The organism is Streptomyces cyaneofuscatus (genome assembly GCF_042718795.1).
Lineage (GTDB): Bacteria > Actinomycetota > Actinomycetes > Streptomycetales > Streptomycetaceae > Streptomyces > Streptomyces cyaneofuscatus_A.
This window is the reverse complement of record NZ_JBHXOX010000035.1, coordinates 53,116-74,407: the sequence shown is the minus strand read 5'-3', so window position 1 is coordinate 74,407 and position 21,292 is coordinate 53,116. Positions and strand designations below refer to the sequence as shown.

Genomic DNA, 21,292 nt, shown 5'->3' with positions numbered 1-21,292 from the left:
GGAACGCCGAGCCGACATCCACGAAGCCTTCCTCAAACTCGCCTGCTGCCTCATCACCCACCGACAGATCAACTCATTGTGTTAGCCGCTGTAAGGCTTGTCCCGTAAATCTCGGGGACCGATGCGGCTGGCCCGCACGGTGGCCTGTGTTCCTATCGGCGAGGTTGATGTGGTGGAGGATCCCCGCCTTGCCCTTGGGCTGCGGGCCAAGATCCCTCGCTCCTCGGTCAAAGGGACGTGAGGTCGGCTCTCTTGACGGTGTCCTTTACCGCTTCCACGCCCCAGCCTCCGCAGCAGATGGTGGTCGGACATGCTGAGTGTGCACGCCGCCGCGTTGCCCTGATCAGATCTGCTCCACCCAGATCAGTCGTCTCCCGGGATCTCGGAATCGACTGGAAGCGTCTTCCAGAACTGCCGCTGCCCTCGAGGTAGCTCAGCTCCAAGAGCGGCACGATCAACTTCGACGGCGCGATAGCCCGCGCGTCTTTCGCGTAGGACACCATGGCCGCGACCGTACGGGGCGCGAAAGGCTTCAGGGAAAGGCGGTGGCGCGGCACGTCCGTGTGAGGGTGCGGACCAGCCGTTGGCCTTTGATGTTAAGTCAGCTAGGGCTTGCGGACGCCGAAACCTTCGTGACGGACAAGGAGTTTGCGCACGCGCGGATCCCAGCGGTCTCGGTGCTGGTGAGGGTGGCGGTGTTGTTGGGCGGGTAGACCTTGATCTTGGTGGGCTTGGCATCGCAGTTGCCGTCGGCCACGCCCTTGTTCGGGGTTTTCACCTGGGCATGCAGGGGCTGACCCGGCTTCAGTGTGACCGAACCGCCAGAAGTGCCGCCTGCGTGGGTGGCGGCTTTGCCGATCTGCTTGCCGTCGGCGTCCAGGAGAGAAACCGGGGTAGCCGTCGATGCGGCAGGTGGCCTTGTTCCCGGTCAGCTGAAGGTCGTAGTAGAGAGAGTTCATCTCCTGACCTGTGGCGACCAGTTTGACGCCGGTGAAGTTGTCGCTGGTGCAGTCCGAGCGCACGTCGCCCGACGCCGAGGGCGACGAGGGTGATGCAGACCTTTGCGTCTCCACGGTGGTGGACGGCTTGTTGCCCGGCGATGACGCAGTCGCCGGGGCACTGGCCGTGCGGGCGGCCGGGCTGGATTCGGCGTCGGTGTGGCTGTCGCTTCCGCACGCACTCAAACTCAGAGCACAGAGCGCGCTCATGGGGGCGATCAGGGCAAGACCGGTGATCGGCGTGCGATTCACTCACTTCGCATGACCGCGATACGGGTGCAGTACACGTATCGGTTGCGCCGCGGCGCCGAGGGCATCACCGGGCAGGTGCGACGACTGCAAAAACCGGGCCGCCGCCGCAGCGCAGCGCGCGCATGTCAACGCGGCTGCAGGATGCCGATCGGATACCTCGCACGTGCTGCCCGTTTCGCTGGACGCGACCGTTGTCTCTCCATAACGGGCGAAGCCGGACCTGGACGCAGGCCGTGATGGAGCTTTCTGCATCCTCGTGCGACGGTGCCGCCGTATCCTCGCAGTGTTGTTCACGCGGACTCACGGGCGGGGAGGGCCGGGCGAGATGCGGGGGCTGGGGAACGGAGAGCCGGGGCAGGTCGGCGGGTACCGGTTACTGGGGCGGCTAGGCGCAGGCGGCATGGGGGACGTGTACCTCGCCCGCTCGGGCCGTGGGCGTACGGTCGCGGTCAAGCTGGTGCGCGAGGAACTGGCCGCGCAGAAGGAGTTCCGGACACGGTTTCGGCGCGAGGTGGAGGCGGCGCGACGGGTCGGCGGGTATTGGACGGCGCCGGTATTAGACGCCGACACCGAAGCCGCCGTGCCGTGGGTTGCCACCGGCTACGTCGCCGGTCCCAGCCTCCGGCAGGTTGTCGGGCACGACAACGGCCCACTGCCTGAGTACTCGGTGCGTACGCTCGCTGCCGGTCTTGCTCTGGCGTTGCGGGACATCCATGCCGCCGGGATGGTCCACCGTGATCTCAAGCCGTCCAACGTCCTGGTCACGATCGACGGGCCGCGCGTCATCGACTTCGGGATCGCACGGGCCCTGAAGACCGTGACTGACGGCCGTCTGACCCGGACAGGCGCACTCATTGGCTCGCCCGGGTTCATGGCGCCCGAGCAGGTGCGCGGCGACCGGATCACGCCTGCCTGCGATATCTTCTGCCTCGGGCTGATCCTGGTCTACGCGGCCACCGGCAAGATGGCCTTCGGTTCCGCCCAGACCGGAGCACACGTACTCATGTACCGCATCGCCCACGAAGAGCCCGACCTGGAGGGATTTCCGGCCGGAGGCTTGGCTCTCGTCAGGGACTGTTTAGAGAAGGATCCCGCAGCGCGTCCGAGTCTCGACGAGGTCCTGCGGAGAACGGGCGCGCAGGAGTCGATCGCCGATGGCCGCTCGAAGGAGCCGTGGCTGCCCGGTCCCCTAGTGGCTCAGTTGGGCCGGCATGCGGTAGGCCTCCTGGACACGGAAAGCCCGGAGACACAAGGACCCGTGGCCGCTCCTGGCGTATTTCCAGTGCGGGCGCCTGCTCCGGAAACGGCCTCGGTCGCGGATGCGGTGCCGGCGGCACATACGGCCGGGAAGGCAGCCCCCGGTTCACCGGCGCGCTCGCGGTTCATGTCGCCACGGCGTGAACCGCAGAACACAGCCTCGGCCACCGGCACTGCCCCACCACATCGCCCGTCCGTCCCCACCACGAACCCGGGCTCTGCGCCTCCCCGCCTGCTTCTCTCACTCGCACGCCCTCGCTCCCGAAAGCAAAACATCATCTACCTGCTGATTTCCACCCTCGTCCTGGCACTGACCTCCGGGGTGTTGGCCTACAACCTGAAATCTGATGCCGGAGACAAGGCGATTCCGCAACATTTTCTGGACAAGTGGGAAACAGTTGTCAGGAAGAACAATCGAGACCATCCGCGCGAAATACACATCAAGCAAGGAAAGGTGGGTGAATATCTCCTTCGCCTCGACATCGAAGGCCCTAAGAAAGAAGGCGGCGGCCGCTACCGATGCGCATTCAAAAATAAGCTTCTGAGCGTATCCAACGACGGCGCCACCTTGTATTTCGACCGGACCATCCTGATCAACCCCGAGCAGAAAAGTGACGACTGCTACGACATGGATCCGATCAGGCTCAAGGTGGACCCGAAAGACACCAGCAAAATGACGAGATGGATCGGCAATGGGTTGCCTGTGACCTTCACCCGCACACAATCCAGTGCACCTTTTAGCTAAGGGTTGTCCCGTAAATGATCTTCGTCGAGACGGTGACATGGATGCCCGCCGGACGGTTTGTTCGTCAGCCGGCCAGGGCGAGGTTGTACAGGCGGGCGATGCCGAGCATCGCGTGGTACACGCCATCACCTCTGAGACGGCAGTCGCGCAGGATCTTCCAGCCCTTCATGCGGGCAAAGACATGCTCGACTCGGGCTCTGATCTGCTTGTGAGAGCGGTTGTGTTCCTGCTCCCAGTCGGGGAGATCACCCTGGCCCTTCGCCCGGCGATGCGGCATCACCAGACCGGTGCCCGGGTAGCCGCCGTCCGCGATGGTCATCGTCTTGCCGACGGCGTCCCTAGCCCCAGACTCCGCCCAGGCCCGGCAGTCGTTGCGGTTGCCGGCCAGCGGCCGGCCGACCACGACGACGAGGTGGGTGTCGGCGTCGATGACGATTTGGTGGTTGGTCGAGTAGCGGTAGTTCTTCGACTGCTCGGCCACCGCGTGGTCGCGGGTGGGCACGAGCGTGCCGTCCACGATGAGCACAGTGCCCTTCGCGAACCGCTTGCGCGGCTGGAGCGCGAGCTTCGGCCCGAGATGATCGATGATCCGATCGGCCGCCGACTTGGAAATGCCGAAGAGCGGAGCGAGCTGGCGCAAAGTCAAGTTCGTGCGCCAATAGGCCGTGACCAACAGCACCCGGTCTGCCAGGGGCAGGCTCCACGGCCGCCCGCGCCGCGGTTCGTCCGAGACTACGCGGCGCACCACGGTCATCAACTTGCCGAAGCAGTGCGGGCTGAGCCCGGTGAACGGGGCTATCCAGGACGGCTCCGACGTCGTGATCACACCAGTCACGGAATGATCATCCCTCAGCAAGACTGTCCACGGGCCGGACGCCAGTCGATCAGTAGCTCGTCGAGACGCTGAACGGACCTCGAAGCTCCCATCTCGTTGGCCAGCGTCACCAGTCGGGCGAGGTACTGACGCGTGACGGGCAGAGCGTCCTCATAGATCCACGAGCACATGGTGTCGAAAGCCAGGGCTTCCTCGCCGTGCGAGAGCAGATGGGGGACGTCCGTGACGACGGCTTCCGATGTCAGGGGCGAGTCCTCAAGAAGCTCTGACACCCGTGCTCGATACGACAGCTCCACGAGCAGCCCCCAGACCAGTACTGAAGCGATCGACGACGTACACACCGTCTCTGTCTGAACGAGGGCTGTCGGCTCACGTGATCGTTTACGGGACACCCCTTAGCCGTCAGAATTCGATCCGAATGGTTGCGGTGCTTGCGTTTGACAAAGCTCCCGCCCCTCAAAGACCCAGTCGCTAAAAGTGCTATTTAGTTCTTTCGTTATTCTTTTCTCAGGTTTCCTTGATCATCCCATGACTGTTTTGAAATCAAGCTCAGGCCGTCTCGCGAGAATCTCTTTTGCTCGGCCATCGAGCCGTTGGGATGCCACTCCTTCGACGTTCCTACCGGCCGACCCATGCTGGCCTGACCTTCAGATCGCAGGGCCCCGTCCGCATACCACTCCCGACTCTTTCCGTGCAGAACGCCATCGACGTATTCATCCAGGCTTACGAGTGACTCTCCAGAGTATTCTGCTACTTCTCCAGTGAAGGGCTCACCCTCGAAAAACAGGTTACCGCCTCCGTCTTCGTCAACTGCGGGATCGTCTATGTCGATTCTCTTTGCTGAACCCATCGGGAGATTCAATTCTCGCCGGTCAGTGAAAATTCTTAACGAGTGAACGAACGGCCATAGGGGCATCAGTAGTCAGGTCAACGGCCTGCGGGCGCGATCAGGTGGGGAATTCGCAGATCCAGGTGCGGTGGAGGAGGTGTTTGGGGAGGTAGTCGGATGCGATTTCGAGGGGGAATTCGGCGTCGTAGGCGAGGCAGGCGATGGCGAGGGGGCCGAGGGCGATGCTGCCGTCGATGTCCGTGGCGCGGTCCTCGGTCAGGGTCCAGTACGTCTTGTGGAGATTCAGAGCGTCCAAGAGGGCGAGGGTGAACCCGTCGCGGTCGTTGCGGACGTAGTGGTAGAAGAGGTTGATCGGCGGGTAGAGCACGCACTGGAGCAGGTCTTGTGGTGCGATGCGTGCCGCGGCGGGGTCGGAGGCTTCGATGGTGGCGATGAGTTTGTCGGCGAGGTCCGGTCGCCGTAGCCACCAGCTCTGGAGGGTGTCCACCCAGTGGTAGATGTACTCGTCGTAGGAGCCCTCCGGTGAGCGCAGCCGCTCCAGTGGGATTTCGCTGAGCTGCGTCATACGGTCCTGGTCACGGCAGATGACAGCCAGCCAGAAGGCGGAAAGCCAGGTGCCTGCGTCAGCAGTGGACATCGGTCCGATCGCTGGGACGGTTCGCAGCTTTCGGTTGATCCGACATTCGACCGAGCCGTCCTGCGTACCTGTCACCGCGAACAGTGCCGAGCCGAGCTGTAGGGCGTTGACGGTGGACTCCCACGTCTCGATGGCCGATGCTCGCGGGTCTGCCACGCACCTGGCATGCAAGGACAGTCGGGCGGAGCTGAAGGCCGAGTCGATGAGCGCCGCAGTCGTCTCAAGGTCATCGATTTCCTCGATCAGGTCTTCGTCAAGACCTTCCGCGAGGCGCTCGGCATCGGGGCCTGCTGACAGATCGTGGCGGGCGACAGTCGTGGTCACGGAAGAGCCCCCTGGATGAATGCGGCTGCCTCGATCTCGCTGATGCGGACGTGGTCGATGTCGTTGTGCCCGAGGTCGTACAGCCTGAGGTACTCGGTCGGTTCCCAGCGCAGATTGCGGGTGAACGCCTCATCGTGCGTCCGGCCGTCGTCTTCGACGCGGCGCCGAATGATGCCGCGCGGGCTGGGCCGGGGATAGCCGTCGCTGATCTTCGCGAAGTACGTCATCTCGCCCTCGGCGTCGAGAGCGTCGAGGGTGGTCAGGGCGAGCGTGACGAAGGGGGTGGCGGAGGCGTTGCTCTCCACGTCCCGCAGCGGGATCATCACGCCGTTGAGGTCGAGGTACTCCCCGAGGTGGTAGCCGCCGCCACGCTCGTACATGAGCAGCAGCGGTTCGTACGGATCCGGCAGGTCTACCGGCAGGCCACGGTGGGAGGCCAGCAGCGCCGGCCACCGCACGGCTCCGCGGCAGGTGGTGCGGAGGGAGGCTGGGGCGAGGTTGGTAAGCAGATGCTCCAGTTCGACGGCGACATCGGGCGGAGTCGTGATGGCCGCGTCCACGCGCTCGGCGATGTCGAAGAACGACCAGCGCTCTTCGGCCCCGTACGCCTGGGCCCACAGAGCCGTCCGGCGTAGGTACTCCCGCATGAGAAGAGCGCGTGAATGGGCGTGGCGGAAGGCGGCGCCGTCGTCATCCCAGTCGATCGCTCGCAGAAGGTCCGACACGTCACGTGAATGCTGGCCACTCATTTGCTCACCGTCCTTCGACTCGACGTCATTACGTGTCGAATTCGCCCACCCAGGAGCGGTCCAGGAGGCGAATGGGCAGGTAGTCAGACTGGGAAGCCGGCATCGTAGGCGAGGCACGCCATGGCAAGCGGACCGAGAGCGAGGAAGCCAGCGATGTCCCCGGCGCGTTCCGGTGCGCTCCAGTACGCCTTGTGCAGTTCCAGAGCCTCCACGAGCGCTTCATTGAAGCCATCGTGGTCTTTGCGGAAAAACTGGTAGAACAGGTTGATCGGCGGGTACAGCACCTACTGAATAAGGTCGCGCGGCGCGATGGTGGCGATGTCGGGTTGAGACTGCTCGATCGCAGCCGTCAGTTTCTCCGACAGCCCTGGCCGCTCCTGCCAGTATGTTTGCAAAGCATCTACCCAGTGGAATACATATTCATCACCTTCGGCGCCGGATGCTCGAAGGAGATCGAGTGGAACCTGGCACATCTGGTCCATCCGTTGCTCATCCCGCATTTGCGTAGAATTGAGGGCCCGCAGCGTTGATGGTCCGCATCTCGTGGTCGATGCGTGTTTCAACCGGGCCTTCGGTTGTGCTGGCGGCGGCAAAGGCCGCCGTGTCAACCTGCATGGCCGAGACGGTGGCGTCCCACGTAGCGAAACGATCACCTCTTGGGTTGAGGGCTTGGTGCACCTGCATCTGCAGGACCGCTTCGTTCCATGCCATGCCGAAAATCGCAGGAGAGGCATCAAGGTTCTGGATGCTTCTTGCAAGCTCTTTGCTAAGGCGCTCGGTTGCCTACTCGTGGATCTGCGGGATTACGTGCCGATTTACGGTCGCCGTCACGAAGCACCCCTGTTCGGTTCAAAGCCTGCTGTGCTCAAGTCTCGTTCAGGTCGCGAATTCGCCCGGCCAGTCGCGCTCCATAAGGGCGATCGGAAGATATTCCGACTCCACCTCGATGGGAAAAGATGCGTCGTACGCGAGACACGCCATGGCCAGGGGCGCAAGGGCGACCAGACCGGTGGCTTGGAGGGCGTTGTCCTCCGTGCTCCAGTATTCCTTGTGCCACTGGACGGATTCGGCCAAAGCTCTGTTGAAGCCTGCATGATCTTCACGTACCAGGCGGTGAAAAATTTCCATAGGCGGGTAAAGAAGTTTAGCTGTCGTCTCCGGGTCGCTGATGTGTGAGCTCTGGGGGGCGGTGCCATCGATCGCCGCTACCAACTTGGTCCCCAGGTCAGGTCCTCCGAGCCAGTAGGCCTGAAGCGTCTCCACCCAGGAATAGACGAACTCGTCATAGGGTGCGCCCGACTCCCCAAGAAGGGACACGGGAACTTGGCACAGGGTGGTAAGCCGGTCTTTCTCCCGGCAGATCACCGCAAGGTAGAACGCTGTCAGCCACGACCCTGGATTTGAGTACCGCTGCGGCCCCGTGGCTTGTAGCACTCGCTCCTTCTCTGCGATGCGGCAGCGGATCTCGCCTTCTGGCACCACTGTCGTGGCGAACGTCGCCGAACCCACCTGCATGGTGTTGACCCACGCCTGCCAGGTGGAGAGGTTGGAGGCCTCGGGGTCCAGGAGGCAGCGGGACTTCGCGAGCGTGAGCGACAACTGAAAAGCGTCACCCAGTCGGGTGGAGTCGGCCTCCAAACCATCGATCACATTTTCCGTACTCTCCTGGAGCACGGAAATCCCTGCCGCCGCGTTCTCCGTCGGAAAGGGGTGGCGGGAAACGTTGACTGTCAACGTGCTTCTCCTCAGAAGATCTTGAAGTACTTCATCTGGGCCCCAGCATACTTGCCTTGATTTTCTGCGGCCTGAACCAGAACGTACTGCAATGTCCCCTTGTCCAGTGCGGTGCGAATCTGCTGGGCGTACTTGGCATCGAGTGGCGAAACGAGGGCCCGCGACTCCATGTCGGCGAGTATGGTGCGGACGTATTCCACAGTGCCCTGCTTCACCATCGTGCCACTGTCGAGATCTCCGTTTCCTCGGCGCCAGTCCAGGTCGGCCTTCGGGCCCTTTGCTTCGACGATGACCAGGCGACCGTCCTCGGTCCGCCAGAGCTGGTCGAACCGTCTGGAGCCGTTGGGCGTAGAGGGAAGGTCTGTGACCTCCCGGGCGCCGGAGAACTCTTGGAGCATCATGTGGCGGCGGGCCGCTTCCTCGCCCAGAGCTTCCCCCAGCTTGCTGTTGTTCGCCACTCCTTCGCCCACCACCAGATTGAACTGTTTCTGTGCCTTGGCCAGTTCGTGGGCATGATCGATGCTGGCGTCGGCCTTGAATCTCTCCGTCGCGGCGGTGAGGGCCATGCCGGCCCGGCGTTTCTCCGAAACACTGTCCAAGTGTGCGAGGTCGTCACGACCAACGGTGTCACGCCCTCGGTGGGCGGGTTCCAGCCGGTAGCCCTCCGGATTTGCGTACGGTAGGTCGTCCGCCGCCATCCAGCCGCCCCCTTCTCGTCTGGCGAGCTTGGGCAGAAGCTGTCCGTCGACCTTCCGACGGGAATTCTCTCGACGGCCTATCTCGTCGTAGTTCGCCTTGAACCAAGATCCGCCCTCGTTCGCCAGTCGCACGTGTTCGCGAGTGATCGCAGCACGCTGCTCAGGAGTTCGCTCACTCAGAGGTACGTCACGAGCTGCCTCGAACTCCGCGATCGCCGCGGCTTCGTCAGAAGTTCGAGCGGGGATGCCGCTGCTACGGGCGCCGGTGTCCGCTGCAGGTGAGCCCGGGACCGAGCCATCCGCTGTGGAGCCGGCCGGCGATCCATGGTTGGCCCCTGTCGAGGGGGCTTCCGGTTGGCTGTTGCCGGTACCAGTACCGTCCGGTCGGGGTGAACCCGACGTTCCGTTGTCGAGATTGTTGGCAGGGAGATGGTCGCCCGGGCCACCGCGCGGGGTGCCGCCCGGGGTGCTGTTGTCCAGGCTGTTGGTCGGCAGGTTGTCCGGGGTCGAGCCGCCCGGGACGTTGTTCGCGGTGCCGCCTGGAAGGTTGTTCGCGGTGCCGCCCGGTGTCCTGTCGACGCCAGGGGCGTTGTCGCCCGTACGGGCTGCGTCGTCGCCGAGCCGGCCCGTGTCGCCGAAGTCGGAGCCCAGGCGGATGCTGTCGCCGCCGGTGCGGGCGCCCGCGCCGACCAAGGCCGATTCCTCGGCAGGGGTGCGGGGCAGGGGGGTGTCCGCGTCGGTCCTGATGGGGGCGCCGTCGGTCGGGTTGCCGTCGGGGGCGGCGGAGTGGTGCTGCTTGAGGGTGCCGTCCTCCTTGAGGATGTTGCCCTCGCGGTCGAGGTGGACGATGTTGCCGTCCTGGTCGGTGCCTCGGACGGTGCCTTCGGGAAGGGCGGTGGTGCCCTCCGGGAGCTTGAGGGCGCCCTCCGGGATCGGCAGGGAGCCCGCGGGCGGGGCCATGCCGTCGGGGAGGCGGACCACGCCGTCGCCGAGGTCGACCGCTCCGGCGGGGATGTCCATGCCGTCGGGAAGCTTGACCGCGCCCTTCGGGATCTCGAACGCGCCGTCCGGGATCGCCGCGCCCTCGGGCAGGTGCAGGGTGCCGTCGGCCAGCTTGAACCCGCCGTCCGGGAGCGTGATCGAGCCTGGCGGAAGGGTGGGGATCTCGATGTTGCCCAGGCCCTTGAGGCCGGCCATCACGTCGCTGATCTTCGTCAGGCCCGCGCCCGCGCCCTTGAAGAGGTACGTCATCGGGTCGATGACCCGGCCCGCCTTGCCCGCGAAGGAGAGGGCCTTCGCCGCGAGGGCCGCCTTGCCGCCGCCCGCGACAGCGCCGCCGGTGCCGCCGGTGAAGACGGTGGTCACCACGTTGAAGGTGACCGCGCCCGCCGCGCGCGACGGGTTCTCGCTCCACTGGTCCCAGGCCAGCAGCGCCTTGCCGGTCTCCTTCATCGCGGTGCGCGAGTCCCGCAGCCATGAGGGGAGCTTGTCCTCGGGCGTCAGCCAGAACGCGGCTGCCAGCGGGGTGGTGGAGATGATGACGCCCGTGGTCAGCTTGGCCAGGCCCGTCCAGGCCTGCTTCATGGACTCCCAGCCGTCGGTGCCGACCAGGGTGCCCAGGCCCTTGATCGTGCCCCAGACGCCGTCGACGACGACACCCTTGCCGAAGTCCCAGAGGTGCTCGTGGATCTGGTACCAGCGCGTCGACTCCTTCACCGGGTCGCCCCAGGGCAGGCCCTTGGCGTGCTTCAGGGCCTCGGCGTCGTAGCCGTACATGCCCTTGCCGCCGGAGCCGTCGTCCGTCTTGAGCTGCGTGCCGCCCGGCACCAGGGAGATGATCTTGTTGTGGCAGGCGCGTTCCACCGCCTGGAACGCCGCCCAGGTCTCGGCGATCTCCGCGCGGCGGTTGTTGTTCTCCTCGACCAGGTCACCGTCCTCGCGCCACTTGTCGTCCGCGTTCGCCTTGACGAGGAAGGCGCCCGCCTCCCGCTTGAGCTGCTTCAGCTTCTCGACCAAGGGGTGGGCGTCGTCCGAGTAGGTGCTCAGAGCGCTGGTGATGGTGGCCAGGTCCGACTTGAGCGAGGCCCCGCGGTCGGCGACCGGCTTCGTCGTCGCGAACAGCTGGTCGGCCTCGGGCGCCTTGTAGAAGGCCTGCAGCCCACCGAAGCTGCTGTGGATGTCGGCCGCGGCCGAGGAGATCTTCTCCCCGTCCTTGGTCAGCTCGGTCACCTTCGTGTCCAGCAGCGCGAGCTTCCCGGTGAAGACCGGTATGCCCTCCAGGTTGACCGGTTGGTTCTCGCTCATTTGCCGGCCCTCATGTCCTTGAGCAGGTCCAGACGGACCGATTTCGCCGCGTCCTGCGCCTGCTTGGCCGTCTCCAGATCACCCTCGACGTACTCGTTCGTCGCCGTCGCCGCCCCGAGCACCGCTGCCTGGATCCGCTCCGCCAACGACTTCAACTGGGGCTGCCGTGCCTGCGCGTACTCCCCCAAAGCGGCCGCCACCGGGCCCATCGCCCCCCGCGACAACGGCTCCTGCCCCGGCGCCACGGGCCCGTGCAGCGGCGTACTGGCCGCCGTCCCCGGCACCGCCGTCCCCGCCGCCTGCGCCGCCTGCGAGAGATGCGTCATGAGCGCGCTGAGCGCCTTCTCCAGATCACCGGCATGCGTGCCGACGACCTTCAACTGGCCCTGCACACCCTGCGGCTTGATATCCCACGCCGTCACCGACGCCCCACCCCCGTACCACCCGGAACAGTCCTCGAACAACCCATCACCGGCTCACGCCGGCCGCCGCGTCAGCCGATGCCGTCGACCGCGGCCTTCGCGCGCGCCAGTGTCTGCGAAGCGGTGCCGTCGTTCTTCTCCAGCGTCGTCCGCAGCAACTGGATGATGTTCTTGACCTCCTGCGAGGTCGCGTTCCACCGCAGTTCCTTGCCGTGGTACTCATCCGCCACGCCGTCGGCCGCGAAGTCGTTCATCGCCGCCTTCACCTGCGTGTCGCGCGCCGTGATCACCTGCTCCAGCTGGGCGATCACCAGCTGGATGTTGCCCTGGACCTCCGTCGAGGCACCCGTGTCGTACGAACGCCGGTCCGTGCTGCCCATCAACCATCACTCCCCGTGGTGAAAACCGAAAACTCCGAAATACCCGAAGACCTGTGCGCAGGCAGGCTCAGCGGCCGCCGAAACGTGCCGCGTCGAAATTGGCCGACGCCATCTGCGTCTTCGCGTTCTCGCCCTGCTCCTGGTCACCCGTACCGAACGCCGCGTCCATCCCGGACTGGCCACCCAGGATCCCGGACAGCGAGGCGTTGAGCGCGGCGGTGATCTCGTCGGAGCGGTTCTTGAAGTCGTCGAAGGCGACCTTCCCCGCTCCGTTGAACTTGCCCTCCAGCGGCTCGGCCGCCGCGATGAGCTGGCGGATCAGCGTCCCCAGGTCCGTACTCGCGCCCTGTGAATGCGAGATCAGCGTGGACAGGACCGAGGCCCCCATGTCGAACTTCATCGTCTTCCCCCAACACCTCGAACGAACGCATGAGTGTTCGGATTCATGTCTATCAATCCTTGCGTCACGACTGCAATCTGCAATCGGCCAGAGTGCCGTTGTGACCAATCCATGACATCGAACCCCTCGCCCTACGCACCCTTGAGGTGGCGCACCAGCCGCTCGTACTCCTGCCAGCCCGCCAGATCCGAAGGGTCGCCCGGCAGCGGGTAGTACAGCGCGGGTCGGGTCCTCGGGCCGAGCGTCACCGGCTGTTCGGCCAGCGGTGTGCGGCGGGCCCGGTCTCCCGGCATCGCGCGGACCTCCTCCGCGCCCAGCACGAAGGCCAGCGGGACCCCGGGGCCCTCGAAGCGCGGCGGCACGGCCACATCGCGGCGTGCTTTGCGAAGTTGTACGAGCATCGACTGGAGGCGGTGGCGGGTGGCGAGCGCCTCGGCGGCGGCGGGCAGGGCTCCGAGGGGCGGTTCCTCGGCGCTGCCGTAGCCGAACGCGAGCGTGACGTGCTCCTCCACCCCCGCCTCCGTACGCGTGATCCGTACGGTGGCGAGGGCCGGCCGGTCCCGGTTGCCGACCACGACGAACCAGGTCGGTTCCGGCGCCCGCTCGTGCGCCACGTCGGTCAGCCGCCGCGGCGACCACGGCAAGGTCGCCGGTTCCGATGTGCCCCAGCCGGCCGGCGGTTCGCCCGTCAGCTCCCGCCACACCGTCTCCAACCCGCCGCCCAGCACCAGCCGGTCGTCCGCCGGGTGCACCATGCGGAAGGTCAGGGCGAGTTGGCGTTCGCCGGTGTCGTGGACCTGCTGGAAGGTGGCCGCCACCGGAGTGCGCGGGTCGTCCTCCGTCGCGTCGGGGGAGGCGGCCGGGGCGAACATGCCGTCCCGCCAGCGCAGTACAGCCCCGGTCAGGCCGTCGTAGTAGCCGTCCCGCTCGTCCTGCACGATCCAGCGCGACGGCCAGCCGCCCAACGTGTCCCGCACGGCGGGGGAGAGCGTGGTCCCCGCCGGGCTGACGATCTGGAGGCCGAGGCCCGCCTCGGCCGCCGCCCGGAAGGCGTCGGAGAGCCACGCCGTCATCGCCACCACCGGACGGTCCTGGATGACGACCGCGACCCGCTCGGTGAGGACGTCGATCGCGGGCTGCGCGGCGGCGGGCTCCGGCGCGACGCTCACGCCGTCGGTCTTCACCACGGTGAGCGAGCCCGCCGCGTCCGGGGGCCAGGCGGAGCCGCCCACCAGCGAGGCGAGCCGGGCCGCGAACGTGCCCGCGAGCGCTTCCGCCTCCGCGACGCCCGTGGTGGCGCGGGCCTCCGTCCACCAGTACGGGACCGGGGGCGCCGTGGCCCCCAGCAGCCGCTCGGCCTCGCCCTCGACGGAGACCAGCAGCGGCGCCTCCACGGAGACGAGCGGCCGGCCCTCGGGGTCGCAGAGCTGGATCACCGCGCCCTCGCCGCGCGTGCCCACCAGCTTGTCCGGGCCACCGGAGAGCAGGCCCGCCAGTACGGCCCACGGGTCGGGCATCTTGGGGGTGAGGGCGATGACGTCCTTGGTCATGGGGTGGTCGTCCGGTCCTTCGTGGGTCGGGTGCGGTGGTGGGCGGTCGTGGTCCCGGCGGCGGTGTACGTCATCACGGCGCGTACACCGTCTGGATCAGGCGGTTCGGCTGACCCCTGCGGATGAACACACCACGGCCCGGCGCCTGTTGGGAGGCGTACACGCCGGGGAACAGTTGGCCCTCGCTGCGGTCGCCCGCCATCAGCAGCGCCGAGGCCCCCGATTCCCGCAGGCCCTGCACCAGCGGCTCGTACATGCCCCGCGAAGCGCCGGCGACCCGGCGCGTCAGCACGAAGTGGAGGCCGATGTCGACCGCCGAGGGGATGTACGGGAGGAACGCGGCCAGCGGGGACTGTCCGGCGGTCGTCAGTACGTCGTAGTCGTCGACGAGCACGACGATCCGCGGGCCCTTGCCCCAGTTGCCGGGCTCCAGGTCCTCCAGGCGGGCGTTCTCGTCGGGCAGCCGCTTCTCCAGTTCGGTGGCGATGCCCATCGAAAGGCCCATGCACAGCTTGGGGTTGTAGGCGTAGCCTCCGTTGAACTCCTCGGGGATCGCACCGCGCAGCGAGCGCCGCGGGTCCATCACCGCGAACACCAACTCGTCCTCGCCGTAACGGTCGATGAGGCCGTGCGCCACCGTCCGCAGCAGGTTCGTCTTGCCGCACTCGCTGTCCCCGAGCACCAGCAGGTGCTGGTCGTGCTGGAACAGGTCGAGCAGGACGGGCGCGAGCGCCGACTGGTCGAGCCCGATCGGTACGCGGGTGGGCTCGGCCGCCGGGCCCGGCAGTGAGTGCGGCTCCAGGATGTGTGGCAACACCCGTACCGGCTGGGCCACTTCGCCGTTCCAGGTGGCCCGCACCGAGCGGGCCGTACGCTCCAGGACCGCACCGAGGTCCGTCGTGTCGGCGATCCCGTCCGTGCGGGGGAGGGCCACCTGGGCGAAGAGCTTGCCGTCGGTGAGGACGCGGCCGGGCTCGTCGGGCGACAGGGTCTCGGCGAGCTTGCGGTCGATGCCGGACTCACTGGGGTCGTTGAGCCGCAGCTCGACGCGGGTGCCGAAGTTCGACTGGGTGGCGATCCGTACGTCGTTCCAGCGCAGCATGGCCGCCACCACGTGGATGCCGTAACCGCCACCGCGCTTGAGGATGTCGGCGATCGCGTCGTCCAGCTCGTCGAAGTCGTCGCGCAGCGCGCCGAATCCGTCGATGACGAGCAGGATCTCGGCCGAGGCGAGTTCGGGCAGCCGGCCGGCCGCGTGCAGGGTGCGGAGCTGCTCCACCGAGTCGATGCCGTGCTCACGGAAGAGGTCCTCGCGCAGCGCGAGCATGGTGCGGACCTCCTCGACGGTGCGGGCCGCTCGTTCCCGGTCCGCGCGGCTCGCGATGCCGCCGACGTGCGGGAGTCCGGAGAGCGCCTGGAGGCCGCCGCCGACGAGGTCGAGACCGTAGACGCCGACCTCGCGGGGTGTGTGGGTGAGGGCGAGGGAGAGGACGAGGGAGCGCAGGAGTGTCGTCTTGCCGGACTGCGGTCCGCCGATCACGGCCGCGTGGCCGCCCGCCACCGTGAGGTCCAGGAACCACTTCCCCTGCCACTGCTTGGCCGGGTCGTCGAGCAGCCCGACCGGGACGCGCAGCGGCCTGCCCGATGATCCGGCCCCGGCGAGCCGCATCCCGCGCGGGCCGATGTCCAGCGGACCGGCGACGGTGTCCAGGGCGGTGGCGGTCGGCAGCGGGGGCAGCCAGATGCTCCGTACGGGCGGCGCGGCGCCGGTCAACTGGTCGACCATGACGCCGAGTTCGGTCGGGCCCGTCTCGCGGCGGCGCGAGGCCGGTTCGGCGGTCTGCTGCGCCTCGCCCGGGCCGGCCAGGGTGTTGAACGCCTCGTACGGCAGCGCGAGCGGACCCGTCTCCTCGTCCTCGGTGCTGCGCACCGGACCGCGGTAACCCCCCGACACGTAACCGGCCTTGAAGCGGGCGTAATGGCTCGTGTCGACCTTCAGGTAGCCGAAGCCGGGCAGCGGGGGCAGGTGGAACGCGTCCGTGGTGTCCAGGACCGTACGGGACTCGTCGGCGGAGAAGGTGCGCAGCCCGAGCCGGTACGAGAGGTAGGTGTCCAGGCCCTTGAGCTTGCCGCCCTCGATGCGCTGGCTGGAGAGCAGGAGGTGGACGCCGATGGACCGGCCGATGCGGCCGACGGAGAGGAACAGGTCGATGAAGTCCGGTTTGGCGGTGAGCAGTTCACCGAACTCGTCGATCACCACGAACAGGTGCGGCAGCGGGTCCAGGTCCGGCCGCTTCTCGGCGCGCAGGGCCGCGTAGTCCCCGATGTCGGCGACGTTCCCCGCGTCCTTGAGCGCCTGCTGGCGGCGCTTGACCTCACCGGCGAGGGAGGAGTGGACGCGCTCGACGAGCCCCGCCTGGTTCTCCAGGTTGGTGATGACCCCCGCCACGTGCGGCAGGTCGGCGAACGGCGCGAACGTCGCCCCGCCCTTGTAGTCGACCAGCACGAGCGCCAGGTCCTCCGGCGGATGCGTGGCCACCAGGGCGAGGACGAGTGTCCGCAGCAGCTCCGACTTCCCGGAACCGGTCGCGCCGACACAGAGGCCGTGCGGGCCCATCCCCAGCTCCGAGGACTCCTTGAGGTCCAGCAGCACCGGCTCGTGGGAGTCGCTGATGCCGATCGGGACGCGCAGGAAGGCACGTTCGCCGCGCGGCGCCCACAGCCGGTCCAGGTCGAGGCGGGCCACGTCGTCGATGCCGAGCATCGCCGCGAACTCCACCGGCCCGGAGAGCGGGGCGTCGGCCAGCGACTCGGCGGACAGGCGCAGCGGCGCGAGCATCCGGGCCAGCCCCTCCGCGAACGGGATCCCCGCCTCGTCCACCGTGCCGTGCGCCTCCAAGGGCTCCGGGGCCCTGAGGTCCTCGATGGCCACGGCGGTGCCGTCGACGGTGATCCGCACGCTGACCTGCCCCGGCTCCTGCACCCGCCGCTCCAGCAGGTGCAGCACGGTGACGCCCATCTCGCTCAGGCCGACGGCGTCGTCCGGTCGCGGCAGGTCCACGGCGTCCTCACCGTGCCCGTCGGTGACGACGAGCAGCCGGGAGTTCATGGACAGCGCGTCCCGCCCGGCCAGACCGCGCCGGACCTCGGCCGCGTACGAGGCCCGGCGGCGCAGCTCCGGGCCGAGCTGCCGGGCGAGCTGCGGGGCGGAAGGGGCGATGCGGCGGGCGGCGACCGGGCCGTCGAACTGCTCGGTGTCGAGCAGATGCGGCAGCCACTTCGCCCACTCCCAGTCGGCCATCCGGTCCCCGGGCGCCGCCAGGGCGATGGCCACGTCGTCGGGGGCGTGCAGCGCGGCGGTCTGGACGAGCAGTGCGCGGGCGACCCGCAGGCAGTCCTCACGGGGGCCGATCACGCTGACGTTGCCGATCCGGTCCAGCGGGACGGTGAGCGGCAGTTCGGTGCCGTTGCGGAACCGCTTCACCAGCGCCGACGCCTCGTTGAGCATGAACAGGTCAGGCGGCGTGAGCACCGACGACCCCGGCTCGGCTATCTGGAGATCCCGTACGGGCATCTCGCCCGTGCCGACCCGCACCCGCAGGAAGTCGTCGTCGACCCGCCGCCGCTCCCAGAGGCGCGCCGGGTCGCGCACGATGTCGTACAGGGCGTACGGAGGCGGGTTCAGCACGTCCGCCCGCTCGCGCCGCTCCCGCTCCTCGGCCGACAACTCCTCGCGCAGTTCCTCCACATAGGCGAGATAGGCCTCGCGCTGGGTGCGGCGGGTGCGCTGGGCCTTGCCGCGCTGGGAGAAGAGCAGGGCGACGGAACCGATGACGGTGACCACGAGGATGATCGCGCCGAGCGCGGCGAACTGGCTGTTGCGGACGACGGTCATCATCACGACGGACGACATGACCCCGGCGACCGGCAGCAGAGACATCGCGATGTTGCCCGCCTTGCCCTCGGGGAGGTTCGGCGGGGCCTCGATGGTGCGGGGCGCGGGCGCCGCCGCCGGGCGGGTGGTCCGGGCGGGGCGGTGGATCAGGCGGGTGCTCATCGGCTTCGTCCGGCGTTCGCGGTCGGCTCGTGGTTCAGGGACTCGGACTCCATCGGGGTCACCGGCGCTTCTGCGAGAGCTGGAAGACCTCGGCGGCGAGCCGGGCGGCGGCCAGACGCGTCGGTCGGGCGAGCAGTTCGGTACGCAGGGCGCCACCGGCCGCCAAGTGCCGGTCGTACGGCAGGACATGGACGCCCGCACCGGTGGACCGGAGCTTCTCGGCGGCCGCCTCGACGTCGATCCCGGGCCGGGCGACCATGGTGGAGAGCACGACGACGGTTCCGTCGATCATGTGGCGGGGAAGCCCCTGCATCCATTGGAGTACGGCGTACGTGCTCGTGACGCCGTCCAGGGTCGCGGGAGCGGCCAGCACCCGGGCCTGGGAGGCGGAGAGGGCGACCCGGGCGACCTCGGCCGGCAGCGTCTCGCAGTCCACGACGCTCACGCCGAAGTAGCGGCGCAGCGCCACCATGACCCGTTCGTACGCCGACGTGTCCAGCATCGCCCCGATCTGCCCCTGGCTCCCCGGCAACAGCCAGGCGTTCTGCGGGAGTTGGACCAGGTAGCCGGTGACGTCGAGCAGCGACATCTGCGGCTCCACGATGTCCGCCAGATCGGCCGTGGTCCAGCGCAGCGTCTCGGCGCCCAGCCGCAGCGGCAGCGAACCGAGCGCCGGGTCCGCCTCGACCAGGAGGACCGGGTCCTGGCGGTAGTGCGCGTACGCGGTGCCGAGCAGGGCCGCCACCGTCGTCTTGCCCGCGCCGCCCCGGATGGAGGTGACGGCGATCTGCCGGCCGGTCGTGACCGGTTGCTGGAGCGCCTCGGCGGTACGGGTCAGCTCGGCGACCTCGCGTGCCGCCGAGGAGGAAACGATCCGCCGTACCGCTCGCGCGGCCCGTACGGCGACCGGCTCACCCCGCTGCGGGCGGCGAGCGGTGCCGCTCAGGGCGCTGTCCACCACGGCACGCGAATCGGGGGCGGTGGGGCGGCGGGGGCGAGGCGGGGTGGGTATCTGCTGGGGCGCGGGGGTGGGGGTGGGGGCCGGTGCGGGTGTGGGCGGCTGCGTCGGCGCGGGTATGCGTTCCGTTCCGGAGGCCTGCGCTGCGGGTGGCGTGGGTGGAGTGGGCGGAGTGGGTTGAGCCGGTGGTACGGACGACGACGGTCCGCCGGTGCCCGCCGCAGGCGGCCCGGACGCGCCCCGCAGATCGCGCAGCACATCGCCCTGCCAGTTGTCCCCGTTCGGCATGTCTGCCCTTCTCCTCCGCCGCGATGCTCCGACCGGAGCACCCGCGCATCCCTGTCAGAACTTGTTGAGCAGTTGCCCGTACATGCCGAACACACCGATCGCGAGCGGGAACAGCCCCACCATGCCGATGGACTCGACCAGATCGGCCGTGCGCCGCAGCCGCACCCGTACATGCTCGGGAGGCTCCACCGACAGGGCCAGCAGGGGCAGCAGGGCGGCCACCCCGAGCAGGAGCACGGGACCGGCGCCCCCGGGGGCCTGCTCCATCCACAGCATCACGAGCCGTACGAGGAGGACCGCCGCGGCGGCGAACAGGGCCACCACCTCGGCCACCAGCGGGAACGCGCGGGCCCTCGACAGAAGGACCACCGCGACCACCGAGGGCAGGAGCACCGTCCACACCGTCGGCCGCGCTGACAGGGTGAGCAGCCACCCCGCCCCGGTCGCCGAGACCGCGGTGACCACCGTCGCGAGGGCGAGACCGCGGTGCGTGGCGGCCAGTGCGTTGGCCACGTCGTGGCGGCTGACCGACACCCCGCCCGAGCGCCGGTCGTCGAGCGCGGTGAGTCCGGACGCCATCAGCGCCAGCCGGGGCAGCATGCCGAGCAGCACCACGGAGAAGACGGCCATCACCGCGCCGAGCCGGGCCGGATCCGACTCCACCGCGGCGACGGCCTCCCACACCGCGGTGAGGGCGGCCGTGGCCCCGGCTCCGATGAGGCCGCCGCGGCCCAGCGGGGAGAAGACCCCGAGCAGCAACAGGGCCAGGGCCACCGCTGCCGCCACCGCGGCCAGCCGGGCCGGGCCCGACCAGTCGTAGGCGTCGGCGGCGGTCCAGGCCGTGAGAACGTCGAGGCCGCCCGAGACGAACAGCAGCGCGGTCGCCAGCCCGCGGTTGCCCGCGCCGATCCTGGCGCAGAGCGCGCCCCCCACGAGGAGGACGGCGGTGACGGCCGCCAGCGCCCCGGCCAGGGTGTCCAGCGGGAGTTCGCGCCGGGCCAGCAGCGCGGCGACCACCGAGAACGCCACGGTCGACGCCCCCGCGGCGACCCTGCGCGCGGCCGGACGCCAGCGCCAGGCCTGGAGATCGAGGGTGTCGGCCACCTGGTCCGTGACGTCGTGCACCACCGGGGCGGGCGGAGCGGCGTGGATCCTGACCAGCCGGAGTACGGCACCGTCGCTGACGCCGGCCGAGGCCAGGGTACTGTCGTGCGGCAGGGCCGAGCCGTCGGAGGTGAGCAACTGCCTGGTCAGGGGCCGCGAGGCCGCCCGGTCGTCCAGCAACTGCAGGATGTCCGGCAGGAGTTGGCCGATGGGAGTGTCCGACGGCAGCACGATGTCGGCCCGGCGCCGCTCGCCGACCAGGGTCACCCGGCTCAGTTCCGAGCGGGACGTCATTGCTGTGCTCACCACTTACGGAAACCTATCATCGTGATTTTCCGAAATTTCGGGCCAATTGACCGATAAGGCGCTGTGCGCCCAGGGGATGCGGAGCGGTGTTCACCACTCACTGCTGCTGCTGCTCGTACTGCTGCGCCTGTCGCTGCTGTTGTTTCTGCTGCTCGGCCTTCTGCTTGTCCAGGGTGTGCTGGAGGAAGGACCACCCCACGCACCCCGCACACAGCACGGCCGTGATCGCGATCCCCGCGAATACCTTGCCGAGCCGCTCGTCCGCCGTCCGCCGCGCGCGCTCCACGCCGAACAGCAGGGCGTCCCGCATCCGGCGCCGGCGTACCCCCACGGACTCCAGTAGCTGGCTGTCGTAATCCCTTGCCATGCCATCCCCCTTTGCCACTGCAACATACCGAGAGTCGGCCGTGGGGTACACACCGGGTGGCCGGGAATCGAGGGGGC

General features: G+C 68.2%; 19 protein-coding genes and 2 pseudogenes. 3 read left to right on the top strand and 18 right to left on the bottom strand.

What is annotated here, in order from left to right; genetic code table 11:
- Positions 1 to 85, top strand: a pseudogene (locus ACFWRT_RS32390) (IS5/IS1182 family transposase); the annotation flags it as partial.
- Between the two features lie 516 nt (positions 86 to 601).
- Here ACFWRT_RS32390 and ACFWRT_RS32385 read toward each other — a convergent pair.
- Positions 602 to 880, bottom strand: a complete 279-nt coding sequence (locus tag ACFWRT_RS32385) for a DUF4232 domain-containing protein (RefSeq protein ID WP_380955797.1) — start codon at positions 878 to 880, stop codon at positions 602 to 604.
- A gap of 110 nt (positions 881 to 990) precedes the next feature.
- On the opposite strand from ACFWRT_RS32385, the gene ACFWRT_RS32380 reads away from it, so the two are divergent.
- Together ACFWRT_RS32380 and ACFWRT_RS32375 are read left to right on the top strand one after the other, a co-directional pair.
- Positions 991 to 1,263 (top strand): hypothetical protein, encoded by a 273-nt coding sequence (locus ACFWRT_RS32380; protein ID WP_380955796.1) that lies wholly within the window; start codon positions 991 to 993, stop codon positions 1,261 to 1,263.
- Positions 1,264 to 1,575: 312 nt separating this feature from the next.
- Positions 1,576 to 3,252, top strand: a complete 1,677-nt coding sequence (locus ACFWRT_RS32375) for a serine/threonine protein kinase (RefSeq protein WP_380955794.1) — start codon at positions 1,576 to 1,578, stop codon at positions 3,250 to 3,252.
- Positions 3,253 to 3,316: 64 nt separating this feature from the next.
- On the opposite strand, the gene ACFWRT_RS32370 is transcribed toward ACFWRT_RS32375, so the two are convergent.
- From ACFWRT_RS32370 to ACFWRT_RS32290, 17 genes and pseudogenes are all read right to left on the bottom strand, one after another.
- Positions 3,317 to 4,087, bottom strand: a complete 771-nt coding sequence (locus ACFWRT_RS32370) for a transposase (RefSeq protein WP_380955792.1) — start codon at positions 4,085 to 4,087, stop codon at positions 3,317 to 3,319.
- Positions 4,088 to 4,101: 14 nt separating this feature from the next.
- Positions 4,102 to 4,359, bottom strand: a complete 258-nt coding sequence (locus ACFWRT_RS32365; protein WP_380955790.1) for a MafI family immunity protein — start codon at positions 4,357 to 4,359, stop codon at positions 4,102 to 4,104.
- Positions 4,360 to 4,583: 224 nt separating this feature from the next.
- On the bottom strand, positions 4,584 to 4,937 hold the full coding sequence (locus tag ACFWRT_RS32360; RefSeq protein ID WP_380955789.1) for a toxin-antitoxin system YwqK family antitoxin: 354 nt from the start codon (positions 4,935 to 4,937) through the stop codon (positions 4,584 to 4,586).
- A 97-nt stretch (positions 4,938 to 5,034) separates the two neighbouring features.
- The gene (locus ACFWRT_RS32355) at positions 5,035 to 5,898 is read right to left on the bottom strand and encodes an immunity 49 family protein (protein WP_380955787.1); all 864 of its coding nucleotides are present in this window, start codon (positions 5,896 to 5,898) and stop codon (positions 5,035 to 5,037) included.
- The gene (locus ACFWRT_RS32350) at positions 5,895 to 6,647 is read right to left on the bottom strand and encodes a hypothetical protein (RefSeq protein WP_380955786.1); all 753 of its coding nucleotides are present in this window, start codon (positions 6,645 to 6,647) and stop codon (positions 5,895 to 5,897) included. The genes ACFWRT_RS32355 and ACFWRT_RS32350 overlap by 4 nt, the downstream gene beginning before the upstream one ends.
- Positions 6,648 to 6,730: 83 nt before the next feature.
- Positions 6,731 to 7,129 (bottom strand): annotated as a pseudogene (locus ACFWRT_RS32345) (immunity 49 family protein).
- A 7-nt stretch (positions 7,130 to 7,136) separates the two neighbouring features.
- Positions 7,137 to 7,358 (bottom strand): hypothetical protein, encoded by a 222-nt coding sequence (locus ACFWRT_RS32340; RefSeq protein ID WP_380955785.1) that lies wholly within the window; start codon positions 7,356 to 7,358, stop codon positions 7,137 to 7,139.
- Positions 7,359 to 7,523: 165 nt separating this feature from the next.
- A complete protein-coding gene (locus ACFWRT_RS32335; protein WP_380955784.1) occupies positions 7,524 to 8,381 on the bottom strand; it encodes an immunity 49 family protein in 858 nt (285 codons plus the stop codon).
- A gap of 11 nt (positions 8,382 to 8,392) precedes the next feature.
- Positions 8,393 to 11,383, bottom strand: coding sequence for a hypothetical protein (locus ACFWRT_RS32330; RefSeq protein WP_380955782.1), 2,991 nt, complete (start codon positions 11,381 to 11,383; stop codon positions 8,393 to 8,395).
- Positions 11,380 to 11,805: a DUF6507 family protein gene (locus tag ACFWRT_RS32325; RefSeq protein ID WP_380955780.1), complete on the bottom strand. Its 426-nt coding sequence runs from the start codon at positions 11,803 to 11,805 to the stop codon at positions 11,380 to 11,382. The genes ACFWRT_RS32330 and ACFWRT_RS32325 overlap by 4 nt, the downstream gene beginning before the upstream one ends.
- A 71-nt stretch (positions 11,806 to 11,876) precedes the next feature.
- A complete protein-coding gene (locus ACFWRT_RS32320) occupies positions 11,877 to 12,185 on the bottom strand; it encodes a pore-forming ESAT-6 family protein (protein WP_370671774.1) in 309 nt (102 codons plus the stop codon).
- Positions 12,186 to 12,252: 67 nt separating this feature from the next.
- Positions 12,253 to 12,585, bottom strand: a complete 333-nt coding sequence (locus ACFWRT_RS32315) for a hypothetical protein (RefSeq protein ID WP_030563955.1) — start codon at positions 12,583 to 12,585, stop codon at positions 12,253 to 12,255.
- 131 nt (positions 12,586 to 12,716) lie between these two features.
- On the bottom strand, positions 12,717 to 14,135 hold the full coding sequence (locus ACFWRT_RS32310; RefSeq protein ID WP_380955778.1) for a DUF6177 family protein: 1,419 nt from the start codon (positions 14,133 to 14,135) through the stop codon (positions 12,717 to 12,719).
- A gap of 73 nt (positions 14,136 to 14,208) precedes the next feature.
- Positions 14,209 to 18,192, bottom strand: a complete 3,984-nt coding sequence (gene eccCa, locus ACFWRT_RS32305) for a type VII secretion protein EccCa (protein WP_380955777.1) — start codon at positions 18,190 to 18,192, stop codon at positions 14,209 to 14,211.
- Between the two features lie 58 nt (positions 18,193 to 18,250).
- Complete coding sequence (locus ACFWRT_RS32300) at positions 18,251 to 19,438, bottom strand: MinD/ParA family ATP-binding protein (RefSeq protein ID WP_380955776.1); 1,188 nt, start codon at positions 19,436 to 19,438, stop codon at positions 18,251 to 18,253.
- Between the two features lie 54 nt (positions 19,439 to 19,492).
- The gene (eccD, locus tag ACFWRT_RS32295) at positions 19,493 to 20,836 is read right to left on the bottom strand and encodes a type VII secretion integral membrane protein EccD (RefSeq protein ID WP_381121380.1); all 1,344 of its coding nucleotides are present in this window, start codon (positions 20,834 to 20,836) and stop codon (positions 19,493 to 19,495) included.
- 109 nt (positions 20,837 to 20,945) lie between these two features.
- Complete coding sequence (locus ACFWRT_RS32290) at positions 20,946 to 21,215, bottom strand: hypothetical protein (protein ID WP_380953835.1); 270 nt, start codon at positions 21,213 to 21,215, stop codon at positions 20,946 to 20,948.
- Positions 21,216 to 21,292: the final 77 nt, after the last annotated feature.

Bases quoted from the DNA above. Each gene is read 5' to 3' on its own strand.
- ACFWRT_RS32375 (WP_380955794.1), top strand. From the start codon at position 1,576: ATGCGGGGGCTGGGGAACGGAGAGCCGGGGCAGGTCGGCGGGTACCGG.
- ACFWRT_RS32360 (WP_380955789.1), bottom strand. From the start codon at position 4,937: ATGGGTTCAGCAAAGAGAATCGACATAGACGATCCCGCAGTTGACGAA.
- ACFWRT_RS32350 (WP_380955786.1), bottom strand. From the start codon at position 6,647: ATGAGTGGCCAGCATTCACGTGACGTGTCGGACCTTCTGCGAGCGATC.
- ACFWRT_RS32340 (WP_380955785.1), bottom strand. From the start codon at position 7,358: ATGGCATGGAACGAAGCGGTCCTGCAGATGCAGGTGCACCAAGCCCTC.
- ACFWRT_RS32330 (WP_380955782.1), bottom strand. From the start codon at position 11,383: ATGAGCGAGAACCAACCGGTCAACCTGGAGGGCATACCGGTCTTCACC.
- ACFWRT_RS32320 (WP_370671774.1), bottom strand. From the start codon at position 12,185: ATGGGCAGCACGGACCGGCGTTCGTACGACACGGGTGCCTCGACGGAG.
- ACFWRT_RS32315 (WP_030563955.1), bottom strand. From the start codon at position 12,585: ATGAAGTTCGACATGGGGGCCTCGGTCCTGTCCACGCTGATCTCGCAT.
- ACFWRT_RS32310 (WP_380955778.1), bottom strand. From the start codon at position 14,135: ATGACCAAGGACGTCATCGCCCTCACCCCCAAGATGCCCGACCCGTGG.
- eccCa (WP_380955777.1), bottom strand. From the start codon at position 18,192: ATGAGCACCCGCCTGATCCACCGCCCCGCCCGGACCACCCGCCCGGCG.
- ACFWRT_RS32300 (WP_380955776.1), bottom strand. From the start codon at position 19,438: ATGCCGAACGGGGACAACTGGCAGGGCGATGTGCTGCGCGATCTGCGG.
- eccD (WP_381121380.1), bottom strand. From the start codon at position 20,836: ATGACGTCCCGCTCGGAACTGAGCCGGGTGACCCTGGTCGGCGAGCGG.
- ACFWRT_RS32290 (WP_380953835.1), bottom strand. From the start codon at position 21,215: ATGGCAAGGGATTACGACAGCCAGCTACTGGAGTCCGTGGGGGTACGC.